At 64.7% G+C, this 15,021-nt stretch carries 20 protein-coding genes; 13 read left to right on the top strand and 7 right to left on the bottom strand.

What is annotated here, in order from left to right; genetic code table 11:
• Position 1: 1 nt before the first annotated feature.
• From CT676_RS25880 to CT676_RS25850, 7 genes are all read left to right on the top strand, one after another.
• Positions 2 to 946, top strand: a complete 945-nt coding sequence (locus tag CT676_RS25880; RefSeq protein WP_085402624.1) for a heme o synthase — start codon at positions 2 to 4, stop codon at positions 944 to 946.
• Positions 943 to 1,119 (top strand): hypothetical protein, encoded by a 177-nt coding sequence (locus CT676_RS25875; RefSeq protein ID WP_014498510.1) that lies wholly within the window; start codon positions 943 to 945, stop codon positions 1,117 to 1,119. Before CT676_RS25880 ends, CT676_RS25875 begins: the two co-directional genes overlap by 4 nt.
• A gap of 5 nt (positions 1,120 to 1,124) precedes the next feature.
• Positions 1,125 to 1,775, top strand: coding sequence for a cytochrome c oxidase assembly protein (locus CT676_RS25870; RefSeq protein WP_028151626.1), 651 nt, complete (start codon positions 1,125 to 1,127; stop codon positions 1,773 to 1,775).
• 79 nt (positions 1,776 to 1,854) lie between these two features.
• Positions 1,855 to 2,751: a cytochrome c oxidase subunit 3 gene (locus tag CT676_RS25865; RefSeq protein ID WP_085402623.1), complete on the top strand. Its 897-nt coding sequence runs from the start codon at positions 1,855 to 1,857 to the stop codon at positions 2,749 to 2,751.
• Between the two features lie 199 nt (positions 2,752 to 2,950).
• A complete protein-coding gene (locus CT676_RS25860; protein WP_085402622.1) occupies positions 2,951 to 3,352 on the top strand; it encodes a DUF983 domain-containing protein in 402 nt (133 codons plus the stop codon).
• On the top strand, positions 3,349 to 4,101 hold the full coding sequence (locus tag CT676_RS25855; RefSeq protein WP_085402621.1) for an SURF1 family cytochrome oxidase biogenesis protein: 753 nt from the start codon (positions 3,349 to 3,351) through the stop codon (positions 4,099 to 4,101). Before CT676_RS25860 ends, CT676_RS25855 begins: the two co-directional genes overlap by 4 nt.
• 118 nt (positions 4,102 to 4,219) lie before the next feature.
• Positions 4,220 to 4,585 (top strand): nuclear transport factor 2 family protein, encoded by a 366-nt coding sequence (locus CT676_RS25850; protein ID WP_085402620.1) that lies wholly within the window; start codon positions 4,220 to 4,222, stop codon positions 4,583 to 4,585.
• On the opposite strand, the gene CT676_RS25845 is transcribed toward CT676_RS25850, so the two are convergent.
• The gene (locus CT676_RS25845; protein ID WP_085402619.1) at positions 4,586 to 5,917 is read right to left on the bottom strand and encodes a histidine kinase; all 1,332 of its coding nucleotides are present in this window, start codon (positions 5,915 to 5,917) and stop codon (positions 4,586 to 4,588) included.
• Positions 5,918 to 6,003: 86 nt separating this feature from the next.
• On the opposite strand from CT676_RS25845, the gene CT676_RS25840 reads away from it, so the two are divergent.
• The 5 genes from CT676_RS25840 to CT676_RS25820 all read left to right on the top strand — a co-directional run bounded on the left by CT676_RS25840 (position 6,004) and on the right by CT676_RS25820 (position 11,311).
• Positions 6,004 to 6,648, top strand: a complete 645-nt coding sequence (locus CT676_RS25840) for a response regulator transcription factor (RefSeq protein WP_014498503.1) — start codon at positions 6,004 to 6,006, stop codon at positions 6,646 to 6,648.
• A gap of 558 nt (positions 6,649 to 7,206) precedes the next feature.
• Entirely contained in the window at positions 7,207 to 8,625 is a 1,419-nt protein-coding gene (thrC, locus tag CT676_RS25835; RefSeq protein ID WP_014498502.1) for a threonine synthase, read from the top strand.
• Positions 8,622 to 9,911, top strand: coding sequence for a pitrilysin family protein (locus CT676_RS25830; protein ID WP_028148714.1), 1,290 nt, complete (start codon positions 8,622 to 8,624; stop codon positions 9,909 to 9,911). Before thrC ends, CT676_RS25830 begins: the two co-directional genes overlap by 4 nt.
• A gap of 39 nt (positions 9,912 to 9,950) precedes the next feature.
• Positions 9,951 to 10,538: a GNAT family protein gene (locus tag CT676_RS25825; protein ID WP_014498500.1), complete on the top strand. Its 588-nt coding sequence runs from the start codon at positions 9,951 to 9,953 to the stop codon at positions 10,536 to 10,538.
• Between the two features lie 119 nt (positions 10,539 to 10,657).
• Positions 10,658 to 11,311 (top strand): hypothetical protein, encoded by a 654-nt coding sequence (locus CT676_RS25820; RefSeq protein ID WP_085402618.1) that lies wholly within the window; start codon positions 10,658 to 10,660, stop codon positions 11,309 to 11,311.
• A gap of 188 nt (positions 11,312 to 11,499) precedes the next feature.
• On the opposite strand, the gene CT676_RS25810 is transcribed toward CT676_RS25820, so the two are convergent.
• The 6 genes from CT676_RS25810 to CT676_RS44290 all read right to left on the bottom strand — a co-directional run bounded on the left by CT676_RS25810 (position 11,500) and on the right by CT676_RS44290 (position 14,561).
• Positions 11,500 to 11,985: an ATP F0F1 synthase subunit B gene (locus CT676_RS25810; protein WP_085402617.1), complete on the bottom strand. Its 486-nt coding sequence runs from the start codon at positions 11,983 to 11,985 to the stop codon at positions 11,500 to 11,502.
• A 5-nt stretch (positions 11,986 to 11,990) separates the two neighbouring features.
• A complete protein-coding gene (locus CT676_RS25805) occupies positions 11,991 to 12,554 on the bottom strand; it encodes a F0F1 ATP synthase subunit B' (RefSeq protein WP_085402616.1) in 564 nt (187 codons plus the stop codon).
• A 60-nt stretch (positions 12,555 to 12,614) separates the two neighbouring features.
• Entirely contained in the window at positions 12,615 to 12,845 is a 231-nt protein-coding gene (locus CT676_RS25800; protein WP_007599451.1) for a F0F1 ATP synthase subunit C, read from the bottom strand.
• 53 nt (positions 12,846 to 12,898) lie between these two features.
• Positions 12,899 to 13,648: a F0F1 ATP synthase subunit A gene (locus CT676_RS25795; RefSeq protein ID WP_071916889.1), complete on the bottom strand. Its 750-nt coding sequence runs from the start codon at positions 13,646 to 13,648 to the stop codon at positions 12,899 to 12,901.
• Between the two features lie 112 nt (positions 13,649 to 13,760).
• On the bottom strand, positions 13,761 to 14,135 hold the full coding sequence (locus CT676_RS25790) for an AtpZ/AtpI family protein (RefSeq protein WP_063980777.1): 375 nt from the start codon (positions 14,133 to 14,135) through the stop codon (positions 13,761 to 13,763).
• A gap of 135 nt (positions 14,136 to 14,270) precedes the next feature.
• Positions 14,271 to 14,561 carry a hypothetical protein gene (locus CT676_RS44290; RefSeq protein ID WP_167768151.1) on the bottom strand — a complete coding sequence of 97 codons (291 nt, stop codon included), beginning with the start codon at positions 14,559 to 14,561 and terminating at the stop codon, positions 14,271 to 14,273.
• Here CT676_RS44290 and CT676_RS25780 point away from each other — a divergent pair.
• The gene (locus CT676_RS25780) at positions 14,554 to 15,012 is read left to right on the top strand and encodes a hypothetical protein (protein WP_343287548.1); all 459 of its coding nucleotides are present in this window, start codon (positions 14,554 to 14,556) and stop codon (positions 15,010 to 15,012) included. The two genes, CT676_RS44290 and CT676_RS25780, sit on opposite strands and share 8 nt — an antisense overlap.
• Positions 15,013 to 15,021 lie beyond the last annotated feature (9 nt).

Below are 15,021 nucleotides of genomic sequence, written 5' to 3'. Positions count from 1 at the left end.
AGTGTCCGTCCTCGACCATAACGCCATCGACATCGATCCCCGCATCTCCGAAGCGGACGTGGGCGACTACATTGCGCTGCTCAAACCGCGGGTGATGTCGCTGGTGATCTTCACCGCGCTGGTCGGACTGGCGATGGCGCCCGGGCATTTCCACCCGGTGCTGGCCATCACCTCGCTGCTCTGCATCGCGGTCGGTGCCGGCGCTTCCGGAGCGCTCAACATGGCGCTCGAAGGCGATATCGACGCCAAGATGTCGCGCACGGCAAACCGGCCGATTCCGCGCGGCCGCATCACCCGTCCCGAGGCGATGGCGTTCGGCATGACGCTCGCCTTCTTCTCGGTGATGACGCTCGGCATCCTCGTCAACTGGATCGCGGGCGCGCTGCTCGCCTTCACCATCTTCTTCTACGTCGTGATCTACACGATGATCCTGAAGCGCCGGACCGCACAGAACATCGTAATCGGAGGCGCCGCTGGTGCGCTGCCGCCAGTGGTGGCGTGGGCCGCGGTCACGGGCACCGTCGACGTCGAGCCGCTGCTGCTGTTCGCCATCATCTTCTTCTGGACGCCGCCGCACTTCTGGGCGCTGGCGCTGTTCCGCTCCGACGACTATGCGCGTGCCGGCATTCCGATGCTGCCCAACGTCGCCGGTCCCGACGCGACGCGGCTTCAGATCCTGCTCTACACCATCGTGCTGATCGCGGTCGCCGCCGCCCCGTGGGCGCTCGGCTATTTCGACGCCATCTACGGCATCGTCTCGCTGATCCTCGGCGCCGGCATGCTTGTGCTCGCGATCAACGTCTATATGCGCCGCGAGCGCAGCCAATCGCTGCGCGCGACCCGCAAGCTGTTCGCCTTCTCCATCCTTTATCTGTTCGCACTGTTTGCGACCCTGCTGGCCGAAGTCGTGTTCCGGGCGCTTGCTCCGATGGTAGGGGGCGCATGATCGCTGGAATGGCCGACAAACCTGAGATGAATGGAATCGTCCTCACGGAGGCGCAGAAGAAGAGCCGCCGCCAGCGCTCGATCGCGATCGCGCTCGCGCTCGGCGTGCTCGTGGTGCTGTTCTTCGCCGTCACCATCGTCAAGGGACCGGCAGTACTCGTCCGGCCGATGTAGGAAACATGGATCGAGAGCCCACCATATCGCGGGATCAGAGCCGGACAGCTAGGCAGGGGCGGGGGCCTTCCAAGGGTCTTGGCCGCGACGTGCTGGTCGCCTCGATCTGCGGCGGCGTGGTGGCGCTGATGGTCGGTGCCTCCTACGCGGCGGTGCCGTTCTACAACTGGTTCTGCCGCGCCACCGGCTTCAACGGCACGACGCAGGTTGCGACCTCGGCGCCGGCCACCGGCCCGATCGCGCGGAAGATCGCGGTGCGCTTCGATTCCAACGTCGCGCCCGGCCTGCCCTGGAAGTTCGAGCCGGAGCAGAGCGAGATCGAGGTCAATATCGGCCAGGTCGTGACCGTCTTTTACACCGTGACCAACCAGGCCGCGCGCACCACCGCGGGCCAGGCGGCCTACAACGTCGCGCCCCTGACGGTCGGCTCCTACTTCCAGAAGATCAACTGCTTCTGCTTCACCGAACAGACCATGGCGCCGGGCGAGAAGCGCGAGATGCCGGTCGTGTTCTACGTCGATCCGTCGATCGCCGACGATCACGAGAACGACGGGCTGAACACGATCACGTTGTCCTACACGTTCTATCCGGTGCGCGATCCCGTGGTGAAGCCGCTGGCGTCGGGCGAGGACGACAAACGCAAGGGAAATCTCTGACCGCCGGGCTCATGCCGCGGGGGTCGGACACAAGGGGATAAGTGCCGGACAGGCACGGGATTGAGGAGAGAGACCGCAAATGGCAACGGCGCACACCAAGCATCACGACTACCACCTGGTGGATCCCTCCCCGTGGCCCGTCGTCGGCTCCATCTCGGCCTTCGTCATGGCGGTCGGCGCGATCACCTGGATGCACCACATGTTCTCGGCCGCGCCGATCATCTTCGGTGCCGGCACCGTCGGCGTGATCTACACCATGGTGAGCTGGTGGGGCGATGTGATCAGGGAAGCCCAGTACAAGGGCGATCACACCCGCGTCGTGCAGCTGCATCACCGCTACGGCATGATCCTGTTCATCGCCTCCGAGGTGATGTTCTTCGTCGCCTGGTTCTGGGCCTATTTCAACGCGGCGCTGTTCCCGGCCGACGCCGTCCACGCCACACGCGACGCCGTGTTCGGCTGCGGTCTCGGCACCGCGGCTGGCGCCTGCGCCGTGCCCGGCACCTGGCCGCCGCATGGCATCGAGACCTTCGATCCCTGGCATCTGCCGCTCCTGAACACGCTGATCCTGCTGACGTCGGGCACCACCGTGACCTGGGCGCACCACGCGTTGCTCGAGAACGATCGCCAGGGCCTGAAATACGGCCTGATCCTCACCGTCGTGCTCGGCGCGCTCTTCACCTGCGTGCAGGCCTATGAGTACAGCCACGCGGCGTTCTCGTTCGGCGGCAACGTCTATGGCGCGACCTTCTTCATGGCGACCGGCTTCCACGGTTTCCATGTGCTGGTCGGCACCATCTTCCTGCTGGTCTGCCTGTTCCGCGCCTATGCCGGCCACTTCACCCCGACACAGCACCTCGGCTTCGAGTTCGCCGCCTGGTACTGGCACTTCGTCGACGTGGTCTGGCTGTTCCTGTTCCTCTGCATCTATGTGTGGGGACACGGCGCCGAGACCATGGCCCACGGCGCGCACTGAGCCGCATTGGACCGATCAGAAAGGGCGGCCGCAGGGCCGCCCTTTCGCTTTTGGGCCGCCGGAAGCTTGGCGGAAACCGTGATTGAGCGTTTTCGAGCGAAGTGGATACCGGTTCGCGTGAAGAGAACGCGTCAAAACAAGAGTCTGGAGCTTCGGTTCTGATTCAATCAGAACCGATAATGCTCTAGAGTCCGTCATCATGAACGATACCACCGGCCCATCCGAGCCCGAGACGACCGTCCTGCAAAGCGCGCTGCGCGGGCTTGCCTGCAAGTGCCCGCGCTGCGGCCAGGGCAAGCTCTATGCGGGTTTCCTGACGCTCGCGCCCAGCTGCGACCGCTGCGGCCTCGACTATGCCTTCATCGACACCGGCGACGGTCCTGCGATCTTCATCATCATGCTGGCCGGCGGGATCGTCGTTGCGTGCGCGCTGATCGTCGAGGTCAAATACCAGCCGCCGTACTGGCTGCATGCCGCGCTGTGGCTGCCGCTGATCCTCGTGACCACGCTCTTGCCGCTGCGCGCGATGAAGTCGCTGCTGATCGCGCTGCAATTCCACCACAAGGCGGCGCCGGGCCGGCTGGTCGACCGCGCGAAATGAACGAGACCGCGCGCAAGCCCCGCGTGGCCGGCTTCGCGCTGTTCACGCTTTTCCTGGCCGCCGTCTTGGTCGCGCTCGGCGTCTGGCAATTGCAGCGCCGCGTCGCGAAACATCAGTTGATCGCCGCATTGACCGAGCGTCTCGCGGCGGCACCTGTTGCGTTGCCGCCGCCGTCGCAATGGAGCACGCTGACGCCGGAGCGGGACGAATTCCGTCGGGTCACATTTACGGCGACCTACGAGTCCCGTCTGGATGCGATGGTCTACAGTTCCGGCTCCGCCATCCGCTCCGACATTTCCGGCCCCGGCACCTGGGCTTTCCTTCCCGCACGGCTGCCTGGCGGCGATATGGTCGCGGTCAACGCGGGCTTCGTGCCGAACACCCAACAGGACCGCGCCCTGCAGGATCGGGCGGTCGCGCGACTCATTACCAACAAGCCGGCGATGTTGACCGGCTACGTCCGTTTCCCCGAAACAGCCAGCGTGCTGATGCCTGACGCTGAGCGTGACAAACGGCTGTGGTTCACCCGCGATCATCTCGCCATGTCCCGGGCGCTCGGCTGGGGCACGGTCGCACCGTTCTACGTCGATCTCGAGCAACCCGTCCCCGAGAACGGCATTCCGCGTCCCGGCCCGCTCGACGTCCATCTGAAGGACGATCATCTGCAATACGCCATCACCTGGTTCGCGCTCGCCGGCGCGGTGCTGATCGCATTCGGGGTCTGGGCGAGGGGGCGGCGTCCGGCCTGAAAATTTCCGTAGGCTCCCGGAGGGAACCCGGTATCGCCCGGGGTTTATTATTCAGGACATATTCACGAGGGTGGTCCTAAGCCGCACGCAAATTTTTCGCGGCAGACAGGATTTTGGTGTGAGCGATTTCGACCAGATGGGAATTGTCGTCGACTGGGTGGACGCCTGCCGGAAGGGCGACCTCGCGACGCTCCTCGATCTCTATGCGGACGACGCCCGGGTCGAATGCATGTGCAACGGCAAGCGACATTATCGCGGGCGGCGCGAGCTCGAAACCTACTGGGGACCGCGGCTCAGCACCTTCTCGTCGGCAGGCTTCGGTCTGGAGGAGATCAATCCAGTGCCGCATGGCATCGATCTCGAATATTCCGTCGCGGGCTCGCTGCGTATCCACGCCTCGTTTCGCTTCAGTCCCGAAGGCAAGATCTACAGCACCATGTGCGAGCCGGCGGAGCAGACTCCGCATGCCGATGGTGCGTGCTAGCTAGCCGGCAGCCGGCTCGTCCCGCGCCGTCTCGACCGGCAGGCGACAGCGTACATAGGTGCGCTCGTCGGCGCGCAGCAGTGACAGCGATCCGCTGAGCGCGCGCACGCGCTCGTGCATGCCCGTCAGGCCGCGGCCGAAGACGTTGTCGGCGGGAAAGCCGCCGCCGTCGTCGGAGATCTCAATCGTGAGCACCTTGCCGGCCATGGTCGCCAGCACATGGACATTGTTCGCCCCGGCGTGGCGCAGCACGTTGGTCAGCGCCTCCTGGATCAGGCGATAGACGGTCTGGGCCAGCGGTCGGTCGATCTCGTTCAGGCCAGGATCGATCGTGGCCGTCAGGCTGATATGCGGCGCCTGTCTGCGAAAGTTCTGGAGCAGCGTCTGCACGCTGGTCTTGAGCCCCAATTCCTCGATGTAAAGCGGCCGCAGCCGGTCGAGGATGCGGCGGTTGGTCTGCTGGAGCGCTTCGACAGATCGCATCACCTCCTGCGCCGGGTTGCCGAGATTTCCCGAGGCCTCGCTCAGCGCGATCGTGCTGGCGCGGATGCCGAACAATAGCGGTCCGAGCTCGTCGTGCAGCTCGCGCGCGAGATCGCGCCGCTCGTCGTCCTGGAGCGACACCAGGCGGTGCAGCAGGTCGCGATTATCCTGACTCAATTGCGCGAGCGTCATCGCCAGCGCATTGGCTTCCTCGCAGCTCTGCCGGATCTCCTGCGGTCCTGCGACCGGGATAGGCGTTGCATAATCGCCGCGCCGGATTCGCGTGAGGCCCGCGCCGAGATCTTGCAGGGGACGCAGCACCGATCCCGCAAAGAGATAGGCAATTGTCCCAGTCAGCATCATCAGCACGGCGATGAGGCTCGTCAGCGCCAGGAAGCCGATCCATTTCTCGAACAGATCGGCTGACAGGTCCGGCATGAACACGATGTCGCCGACGCGCCTGCCGTCGATGATGACGGGAGATGCTGCGTCCATCTCCGGGATGGCGATCAGGTCCACGAACCAATGCGGCACGCCATGCAGATCACGCAGGCTGTCCTTTGGAGAGGGGGCGGGACCTGCTTCCACTGAACGGAATTGAATATCCGAGGAGCTGTCCAAAGAATGGACAAATGCATCGAGTATCTTCCGCGGGTCGTCCGAGGCCTTCAGGCTGTTGTTGAGGGCCTCGGCGACCGTCCGGGTCGAGCGTCGGCCCGGCTCATTCTCGTCGGCAAGCTGCCCCGTCGCGAAGCTCTGGAGCAGCACGCCGCCCATGACCAGTGCGGCGAGGAAGCTCAAGCCGAGCGGAAGAAACAATTGTGTTCTGAATGAGAGCCGCTGCCACATTAGGTCAATTCTAACGCGCATTGACGGGATTTGCTCTTTCCATTTGTTCCCGTCGGTCTATGAGTCGAAAAACAAGAGAGCGCGCGATGCAAGATACCGCCAAACCGGCGACCCGAGTTCTGATCGTCGACGACCATCCCGTGGTGCTGTCAGGATGCCGCACCCTTTTCGCGTCCGACCACTCGATCCGTATCGACGAGGCGACCGACGCCAAATCCGGGCATCGCGCCTATATCAGCAAGCGGCCCGACGTCACCGTCATCGACATCAGCCTGCCCGACGTCTCCGGCTTCGAGCTGATGCGGCGGATCCGCAAGGACGACCCTGATGCCAAGATCATCATGTTCAGCATGAACGACGATCCGGCCTTCGTGGTGCGGGCGGTCGAGCTTGGCGCGCAGGGGTATGTCTCCAAGGGCGACGATCCCCGGATTCTGCTCAAGGCGGTGCGCAAGGTGGTCGCCGGCGACAATTTCATCTCGCCGCAGCTCGCGGAGGCGGTCACGTTCTCCGGTGCGGCGATCAAGGCCAATCCGGCCTCGCAGATGACGCCGCGGGAGCTCGAGATTCTCCGCCTGCTCGGCCGTGGCGACAAGATCGTCGAGGTCGCCGAGGCGCTCGGCATCTCCTACAAGACGGTCGCCAACACCACGTCCCTGCTCAAGCAGAAGCTCGGCGCCAAGAACCATTCCGACCTGATCAGGATCGCGGTCGAAATCGGGATGAGCTGACGCCCGCGCACTTGCGGCCCGGCACCGAACCGGCTGCTCCAGGATGCAGCCGGTCCGGCCGGGCGGATCGGGTCTCGACGCTTAGCCGGGCAATGCATGGACAGCGCCGACACCATCCGCCGACACAATGGGCCGGAGTGCTATTCGTTCCTGAACCACCCGAAATTTCGGGAAAAAGCGGCAATGGTGCGCGAGCGCTCGCAGGGATGCCTTTGCGAAACTCGTAACGCGCCGGGAAAAATAGGAACATTTTCTTGCCCCCGGTTTTGGCTCTTGACGATTTCGTGACGGGCGCCGAGAACTTGGCCGACAGTTTTGGCGGGCCGGCAACCCGCACGAGGCAAACCGGGTCTGCACATATCAACGACAGACCTTCCAAGAGAGGGCTGCGGCATCGCCGCAGCCCTTTTTCGTTGAGCGGGGCACAGGCGGGAAGCGGTTTCCCGATGCCGCAAAACACTTTATGGTGGCCCAACGCCTCTGGCCGTTAACAAGTAGTTTCATGAAATCAAAGGCTTATGGATCTGGCTCAAGGCCGGCCGGCCTTTGGAGGGCAGTTTGACTCGCTATATCTCGACCCGGGGTGAGGCCCCAGAACTCGGCTTCTGTGACGTGATGCTGACTGGGCTTGCCCGTGACGGCGGCCTGTATGTGCCAGTGACCTGGCCCCAGCTCTCGACCGAGGCCATCGCTGGCTTCTTCGGCCGCCCCTATTGGGAGGTCGCAGTCGACGTGATCCGTCCGTTCGCAGGCGGCGAGATTTCGGATGCCGAGCTCGGCCGCATGGCGAACGAGGCCTATGCCACCTTCCGCCATCCGGCGGTGGTGCCGCTGCGCCAGATGACGCCGCATCAATTCGTGCTGGAGCTGTTCCACGGTCCGACGCTCGCCTTCAAGGACGTGGCGATGCAGTTGATCTCGCGGCTGATGGACCACGTGCTCGCCAAGCGCGGCCAGCGCACCACCATCGTGGTCGCGACCTCCGGCGACACCGGTGGCGCCGCGGTCGACGCGTTCGCGGGCCTGGAGAATGTCGATCTCATCGTGCTGTTCCCGCACGGCCGCATCTCCGAAGTGCAGCAGCGGATGATGACGACCACGGGCGCGGCCAACGTCCATGCGCTCGCCATCGAGGGCAATTTCGACGACTGCCAGGCGCTCGTGAAGGGGATGTTCAACAACCATCGCTTCCGCGATGCGACCTCGCTCTCCGGCGTCAACTCCATCAACTGGGCGCGCATCGTCGCCCAGGTGGTCTACTACTTCACCTCCGCCGTCGCCGCCGGCGCGCCGGCGCGCACGGTGGATTTCGTCGTGCCGACCGGAAATTTCGGCGACATCTTTGCCGGTTATGTCGCCAAGCGGATGGGGCTGCCGGTGCGCACGCTGCGCATCGCCGCCAACGTCAACGACATCCTGGCGCGCACGCTCAAGACCGGGATCTACGAGGTGCGCGAGGTGCACGCCACCGCGTCGCCATCGATGGACATCCAGATCTCCTCGAATTTCGAGCGGCTGCTGTTCGAGGCCGGCCGGCGCGATGCGGCCGGCGTGCGCCGTCTGATGGACTCGCTGAAGCAGTCGGGGCGCTTCGTGTTGCCTGACGCGATGCTGGCCGCAATCCGTGAAGAATTCGACGCCGGCCGGGCCGACGAGACCGAAACCGCAGCCGCGATCCGCGCCGCCTGGCGCGAGGCGGGCGAGCTGGTCGATCCCCATACCGCGGTCGCGCTTGCTGTCGCTGACCGCGACACCACCGATACGACGGTGCCCAGCATCGTGCTCTCCACCGCCCATCCGGCCAAATTCCCCGATGCGGTCGAGGCAGCCTGCGGCCAGCGGCCGCAATTGCCCGCCTGGCTCGACGGTCTCATGACCAAATCCGAACACATGAAGGTGATGAAGAACGATCAGGCCGAGGTCGAGCGGTTCGTGCTGTCGGTCAGCCGGGCCGCAAAACAGGGAGTTGCCGGATGAGTGTCGAGATGTCCAAGCTTGCCTCCGGCCTGACCGTCGTCACCGACGAGATGCCCCATCTCGAGACCGCGGCGCTCGGCGTCTGGGCCGGCGTTGGCGGGCGCGACGAGAAGCCGAACGAGCACGGCATCTCGCATCTGCTCGAGCACATGGCGTTCAAGGGCACGACCAAGCGCTCCTCGCGCGAGATCGTCGAGGAGATCGAGGCGGTCGGCGGCGACCTCAATGCCGGCACCTCGACCGAGACCACGTCCTATTATGCGCGGGTGCTGAAGGCCGACGTGCCGCTCGCGCTCGACGTACTCGCCGACATCCTCGCCAATCCCGCTTTCGAGCCCGACGAGCTCGAGCGCGAGAAGAACGTCATCGTGCAGGAGATCGGTGCCGCGCAGGACACGCCCGACGACGTCGTGTTCGAGCATCTCAACGAGCTCTGCTATCCCGACCAGCCGATGGGCCGCTCGCTGCTCGGCACCGCCAAGACCCTGCGCGCCTTCAACCGCGACATGCTGCGCGGCTATCTGTCGACGCATTATCGCGGCCCCGACATGGTGGTGGCGGCAGCCGGCGCGGTCAATCACAAGCAGGTCGTCGCCGAGGTCGAGAAGCGCTTTGCGAGCTTCGAAGGGACGCCGGGTCCGAAGCCGCAAGCCGCCCAGTTCGGCAAGGGCGGCGCCAAGGTGGTGCATCGCGAGCTCGAGCAGGCGCATCTGACGCTGGCGCTGGAAGGCGTGCCGCAGAGCGATCTGTCGTTATTCTCGCTCCAGGTCTTCACCAACATCCTCGGCGGCGGGATGTCGTCGCGGCTGTTCCAGGAGGTGCGCGAGAAGCGCGGCCTCTGCTACTCCATCTACTCGTTCCACGCGCCCTACACCGACACGGGCTTCTTCGGCCTCTACACCGGCACCGATCCGGCCGACGCGCCGGAGATGATGGAGGTCGTGGTCGATATCATGAATGATTCGGTGGAGACGCTGACCGAGGCCGAGATCGCGCGGGCCAAGGCGCAGATGAAGGCGGGCCTCCTGATGGCGCTGGAGAGCTGCTCGTCCCGCGCCGAGCAGCTGGCCCGGCATGTGCTGGCCTATGGCCGGCCGCAGACGGTCGAGGAACTGGTGGCCCGGATCGACGCCGTCAGCGTCGAATCAACCCGGGATGCCGCGCGTGCGCTGCTTTCGCGGAGCCGCCCTGCAGTTGTCGCATTGGGCAGTGGCAGGGGTCTGGACACGGCGGTATCTTTTGCGGAAGGATTGACCCGGGCACGTGCCAAGGCGCGGCTGCATTAGGAGCCGCGCACGGGCTGATCTGCCCCGGGAAGCATCACCATGGCCCTGTTTCGCCTGCCATCCAGTGGACCCGCCGCCCTCGCGCCGCGCGGCAACGGCCTGTTGCTGCGCGCGCCGCAGATGTCGGACTTCATACAGTGGGCGCATTTGCGCGAGTCCAGCCGCGACTATCTCACGCCCTGGGAGCCGATCTGGCCGTCGGATGACCTGACCCGGTCCGGCTTCCGCCGCCGCCTGCGGCGCTATTCCGAGGACATCGCCGCGGACCGCTCCTATCCCTTCCTGATCTTCCGTGAGCTCGATGGCGCCATGGTTGGCGGCATCACGCTCGCCAATGTCCGCCGTGGCATCGTCCAGGCCGGCACCATCGGCTATTGGGTCGGCAAGCCTCATGCCCATCGCGGTTACATGACGGCGGCGCTCCGGGTGCTGCTGCCGACGCTGTTCGGCGAGCTCAATCTGCACCGGGTCGAGGCCGCCTGCATCCCGACCAATGCGCCGTCGATCCGGGTGCTGGAGAAGTGCGGCTTCTCCCGCGAGGGCCTGGCGCGCCGCTATCTCTGCATCAACGGGGTCTGGCAGGACCACCTGCTGTTCGGCCTGCTGCACGAGGATTTCCGCGGCTGAGCTGCCGCTCGTGCTGCCAAAGTCTCCTTGTTTGCTGCCTTGGGTTCGCCGATTTTGGCGATATAAACCGCTGGCCGGCCGGCGATCGGCTGGAGGATGGTCATGGAGTATGGGCGTTGATGGTGAAGAAGCTTCGGTCATCGCGGAATGCGTTGCGGCGGGGTACGGGGATCGCGCTGGCGTTGTCGGTTGCCCTCGCCGCCGTCTCGCCGGTGGCGGCCCAGTCGCTCACCGACCGCTTCAAGAGCCTGTTCGGCGGCAAGTCCGACGAGCCGGCCCAGCCCGCGCCGGCGCCGGCACCCGGCCAGCCGGCGGCCGACGACGTCGATTGTCCGCAGGTCACGGTGCGCGCCGGGGCCTCGACCTACGCGGTCGGCGCCGCCGGCAAGCCGGCCGTCGGCAATGAGATCCGCTTCCAGGCCACGATCACCAAGATGGCGCGTGAATGTACCCGGAATGGCGGCGATATCACGGCCCGGATCGGCATCCAGGGCCGTGTCATCGCCGGTCCCGCCGGTGCGCCTGCGACCGTCGAGGTGCCCTTGCGCATTGCCGTGGTGCAGGGCGGCGTCGGCGAGAAGGTGATCGCCTCGAAGGCGTACCGGACCACGGTCGAGATGTCGGAGGGCGGCAGCGTGCCCTTCACCTTCATCGCCGAGGATCTGGCCTATCCGGTGCCCTCGGCCAAGATCGCCGATTCCTACATCTTCTATGTCGGCTTCGACCCGCAGGCGCTCTCGCCCGAGCCAAAGGCAAGGCCGAAGAAGAAATAGCTTCGCTGTCATGCCCCGCGAAGGCGGGGCATCCAGTACGCCGCGGCTTCTCCGTATCCCATTGCTGTCTCTGGAATACTGGATCACCCGCCTTCGCGGGTGATGACACCTGATTTGCGGCTACAGGCCTGCCCAACAAAAAAGCCGGCGCTCGCGCGCCGGCTTTTTGATTGGTGAGGCGAAACCCCTCAGTTCAGCTTCTGCCGAACCTCGTTGATGCCCTTGGCGAGCAGGTCGTCGGCGACCTGGCCCTTGACCGACTGCGACAGGATCGTGGAGGCGGCCTGGACGGCGGCTTCCGCGGCTGCGGCGCGGACATCGGCCACCGCCTGGGCCTCGGCGAGCGCGATCTTGCTCTCCGCGGTCTTGGTGCGGCGGGCGACGAAGTCTTCCATCTTCGCCTTGGCCTCGGTCGCGATGCGCTCGGCTTCGGACTTGGCGTTGGCGATGATGTCGGCAGCCTCGCGCTCGGCCGTGGCGCTGCGCGCCTTGTAGTCGGCGAGCACCTTGGCCGCTTCCTGCTTGAGGCGCGTCGCGTCGTCGAGCTCGGCCTTGATGCGGTCGGCGCGGTGGTCGAGCGCAGTCGTCACCTTCTTGAAGACCCCGAGATAGCCGAACAGGACCATCAGGATCACGAAGGCGATGGCGACCCAGGTTTCAGGATCGAAGAACATATCGACTAACCCTTCAAGGACGCGTCAACGGCAGTGCTGACCGAGGCTGCGTCCGGAACGATACCGGTGAGCTGCTGCACGATCTGGCCTGCCGCATCGGCCGCAATGCCGCGGACGTTGCTCATGGCCGTCGTGCGGGTCGAGGCGATGGTCTTTTCCGCCTCGGCGAGCTTGACCGCCAGTTGCTCTTCAAGCGCCTTGCGCTCGGCTTCCGCCTGCGCATTCGCCTTGTCGCGGGATTCGTTGCCGATCGCCTGCGCGCGCGAACGTGCCGAAGCAAGCTCACCCTCATAGGCCTTCAGCGCCGCGTCGGACTGGTCCTTCAGCTTCTGCGCTTCGGCGAGGTCACCCTCGATCTTGTTTTGACGTGCCTCGATCGCACCGCCGACGCGCGGCAGAGCGAGCTTGGACACGATCACGTAAAGCGCGACGAAGAAGATCGCGAGTGACACCAGCTGTGAAGCATAGGTGCCGCTCTCGAAAGGCGGAAAACCGCCACCGTGACCGCCTTCGGACTCGGTGTGGGCGCCCGCCGCCGGACTTTTCGCCCCGCCATGACTCTCAGCCATGGATTACTCCTGTTGCCGTCATGCGCGCCGCTTCGGTCGAAGCGGCGCGAAACATCGTCCTCAGAGCGGAACGAACAGCAGCAGCAGCGCGATCAGCAGCGAGAAAATGCCAAGCGCTTCGGTCACGGCGAAGCCGAAGATCAGGTTGCCGAACTGGCCCTGAGCGGCCGACGGATTGCGAACGGCCGCGGCAAGGTAGTTGCCGAAGATCACGCCCACGCCGACGCCCGCGCCGCCCATGCCGATGCATGCGATGCCCGCGCCGATAAGTTTTGCTGCTGCCGGATCCATTTTAGACTCCTTGGAAGAAAGATTGGGTTGTGGGTGGAAATTCCCCGGACCGCTCAGTGTCCCGGATGAATGGCGTCGTTCAGGTAGATGCAGGTCAGGATCGCAAACACATAGGCCTGCAGGAACGCGACCAGAATCTCGAGAGCGTACAGCGCGACCGTGAGCGCCAGCGGCAGCACGCCGCCGACCCAGCCGAGCGCGCCGAGCGAGAAGCCGAGCATGGCGACGAAGCCCGCGAAAACCTTGAGCGCGATGTGGCCGGCCAGCATGTTGGCGAACAGACGGACGCTGTGGGAGACCGGCCGCAGGAAGAACGACAGGATCTCGATGAACATCACCAGCGGCAGGATGTAGCCGGGGACGCCGTGAGGCACGAAGATCGAGAAGAATTTCAGGCCGTTCTTGGCGACGCCGTAGATCAGCACGGTGAAGAAGACCAAAAGCGCGAGCGCGGCCGTCACGATCAGATGGCTCGAGATCGTGAAGGTATAGGGGATGATGCCGACCAGGTTCGAGACGCAGATGAACATGAACAGCGAGAAGATCAGCGGGAAGAACTTCATGCCTTCCGCGCCGGCCGTCGAACGGATGGTCGAGGCGACGAATTCGTAGGAGATCTCGGCGACCGACTGGAGGCGCCCGGGAACCAGCTGCGTGCCACTGGCAAGCATCAGGAACGAGATGATCGCCACCGCCACCAGCATGTAGAGCGACGAATTGGTGAAGGCGATCGTGTGATTGCCGATATGGCCCAGGGTGAAGAGAGGCTCGATGTTGAACTGGTGGATCGGGTCGATTTTCATCAGCGCGGCATCTCTTGGTCTGCCGGGCAATGCCGGCGGGTCTCGGTCTGCCGGCCGGGCCGGCCCGTACCGGCATGGCCGGCACGATCATTCCTCTGTTGGTGCGGATCGCTTAAGAATCACCGCGCCTGTTTTGACCCGCGCCTGCCGTTCTCACCACATTCACCACGCCGGCCACGAAGCCCAGCAGCAGGAACACGATAAATCCGAAAGGCGACGTCGACAGCAAGCGGTCGAAACCCCAGCCAATCCCCGCTCCGACAACGACCCCGGCGACCAACTCGGAGGATAACCGGAAACCAAGCGCCATCGCCGAAGCTCTGGCCGCTCTGTCTTCACCGTCACCTGCGGGTTGCTCGGTCTTGATTCGTCGGTCCCGGAATTCGGACAACCGCTGATCAAGATTTCCGAGCCGTTCGGAAAGCGCAGCTTCCTCGGACGATCTATCGCGATCCCCATTCTCGCCGTGTCCCGTGCCCTGTGTCATGCAACGAAGACCCGAAACGCCGCGGCTGAATGGAAATTACGCCCGCCACCCTCAAAAGCCGCGCGGACCATACTGATGGCCCATAATCAAGTCAAGCCAAGTCACGATTGCGTCGCGTTCTATTATGTATCTGATTTACTTGATGATATTGGCGCGCCCGGCAACGCTGCACACAGCGTGACGCCGCACCGCAGCAGCTCTCTTCATGATCGGCGAATGCGACCACCATTTCGTCCTGCCGGCGGGATCAAAGGGATTGCCGCGATCGTTGATATCGGTGGCGCGTTTTGGGCGGCAGATCGCCTCGCCGCGGTGTAGAATTGAAGAGAGCCACAGAAGCGCCATGGCGGAGAGCGCGATGAGACCAGCAAATTCATCCACAGCATCATGGCTTGCAGCGGCGGTATTCGCCGCGATGATGACCATCGGCGGCGGCCTGGTTACCGCACAGTCCGCGCCCGACAGCGAAAACGGCCGCTACAGCATGACGCCCATCCCCGAAGGCGTGCTGCGGCTCGACACCCGCACCGGCACGGTATCGACCTGCAGCAGGAATGGCGCCGGCTGGGCCTGTTACGCGGTGCCCGACGAACGCACCGCGCTCGACGCCGAGATCGGCCGGCTCCAGGCCGAAGTCGAGAAGCTGAAGGGGCAGATCGCGGCGGGGCCGACCGTGTCCGGCAAGATCGACGAGGCGCTGCCGAAATCCGATCCGCTCAAGAAGGACCCGAAGGTCGCCGAGGGGGACCGCAAGATCGAGATTCCGCTGCCCAGCGACCAGGATGTCGATCGGGTGATGTCGTTCCTGGAAAAGGCCTGGCGCCGGCTGATCGACATGGCCAACCGCGTGCAGAAGGACGTCTCGGGGAAGATTTGAGGACCTCTT

Origin of the sequence: Bradyrhizobium sp. MOS001, assembly GCF_004634465.1 — a bacterium.
In the GTDB taxonomy this organism is placed as follows: domain Bacteria; phylum Pseudomonadota; class Alphaproteobacteria; order Rhizobiales; family Xanthobacteraceae; genus Bradyrhizobium; species Bradyrhizobium barranii.
The sequence above is the reverse complement of the archived record's forward strand: the minus strand, read 5'-3'. Positions and strand labels throughout refer to the sequence as shown.

What these genes read in the sequence shown, in the direction of transcription:
- CT676_RS25810 (WP_085402617.1), bottom strand. Translation starts at nt 11,985, where the DNA reads ATGTTCTTCGATCCTGAAACCTGGGTCGCCATCGCCTTCGTGATCCTG.
- CT676_RS25875 (WP_014498510.1), top strand. Translation starts at nt 943, where the DNA reads ATGATCGCTGGAATGGCCGACAAACCTGAGATGAATGGAATCGTCCTC.
- CT676_RS25870 (WP_028151626.1), top strand. Translation starts at nt 1,125, where the DNA reads ATGGATCGAGAGCCCACCATATCGCGGGATCAGAGCCGGACAGCTAGG.
- CT676_RS25820 (WP_085402618.1), top strand. Translation starts at nt 10,658, where the DNA reads ATGGTGAAGAAGCTTCGGTCATCGCGGAATGCGTTGCGGCGGGGTACG.
- CT676_RS25865 (WP_085402623.1), top strand. Translation starts at nt 1,855, where the DNA reads ATGGCAACGGCGCACACCAAGCATCACGACTACCACCTGGTGGATCCC.
- CT676_RS25830 (WP_028148714.1), top strand. Translation starts at nt 8,622, where the DNA reads ATGAGTGTCGAGATGTCCAAGCTTGCCTCCGGCCTGACCGTCGTCACC.
- CT676_RS25780 (WP_343287548.1), top strand. Translation starts at nt 14,554, where the DNA reads ATGACCATCGGCGGCGGCCTGGTTACCGCACAGTCCGCGCCCGACAGC.
- CT676_RS25825 (WP_014498500.1), top strand. Translation starts at nt 9,951, where the DNA reads ATGGCCCTGTTTCGCCTGCCATCCAGTGGACCCGCCGCCCTCGCGCCG.
- CT676_RS25805 (WP_085402616.1), bottom strand. Translation starts at nt 12,554, where the DNA reads ATGGCTGAGAGTCATGGCGGGGCGAAAAGTCCGGCGGCGGGCGCCCAC.
- CT676_RS25860 (WP_085402622.1), top strand. Translation starts at nt 2,951, where the DNA reads ATGAACGATACCACCGGCCCATCCGAGCCCGAGACGACCGTCCTGCAA.
- CT676_RS25790 (WP_063980777.1), bottom strand. Translation starts at nt 14,135, where the DNA reads ATGACACAGGGCACGGGACACGGCGAGAATGGGGATCGCGATAGATCG.
- CT676_RS25800 (WP_007599451.1), bottom strand. Translation starts at nt 12,845, where the DNA reads ATGGATCCGGCAGCAGCAAAACTTATCGGCGCGGGCATCGCATGCATC.
- CT676_RS25840 (WP_014498503.1), top strand. Translation starts at nt 6,004, where the DNA reads ATGCAAGATACCGCCAAACCGGCGACCCGAGTTCTGATCGTCGACGAC.
- CT676_RS44290 (WP_167768151.1), bottom strand. Translation starts at nt 14,561, where the DNA reads ATGGTCATCATCGCGGCGAATACCGCCGCTGCAAGCCATGATGCTGTG.
- CT676_RS25845 (WP_085402619.1), bottom strand. Translation starts at nt 5,917, where the DNA reads ATGTGGCAGCGGCTCTCATTCAGAACACAATTGTTTCTTCCGCTCGGC.
- CT676_RS25855 (WP_085402621.1), top strand. Translation starts at nt 3,349, where the DNA reads ATGAACGAGACCGCGCGCAAGCCCCGCGTGGCCGGCTTCGCGCTGTTC.
- CT676_RS25795 (WP_071916889.1), bottom strand. Translation starts at nt 13,648, where the DNA reads ATGAAAATCGACCCGATCCACCAGTTCAACATCGAGCCTCTCTTCACC.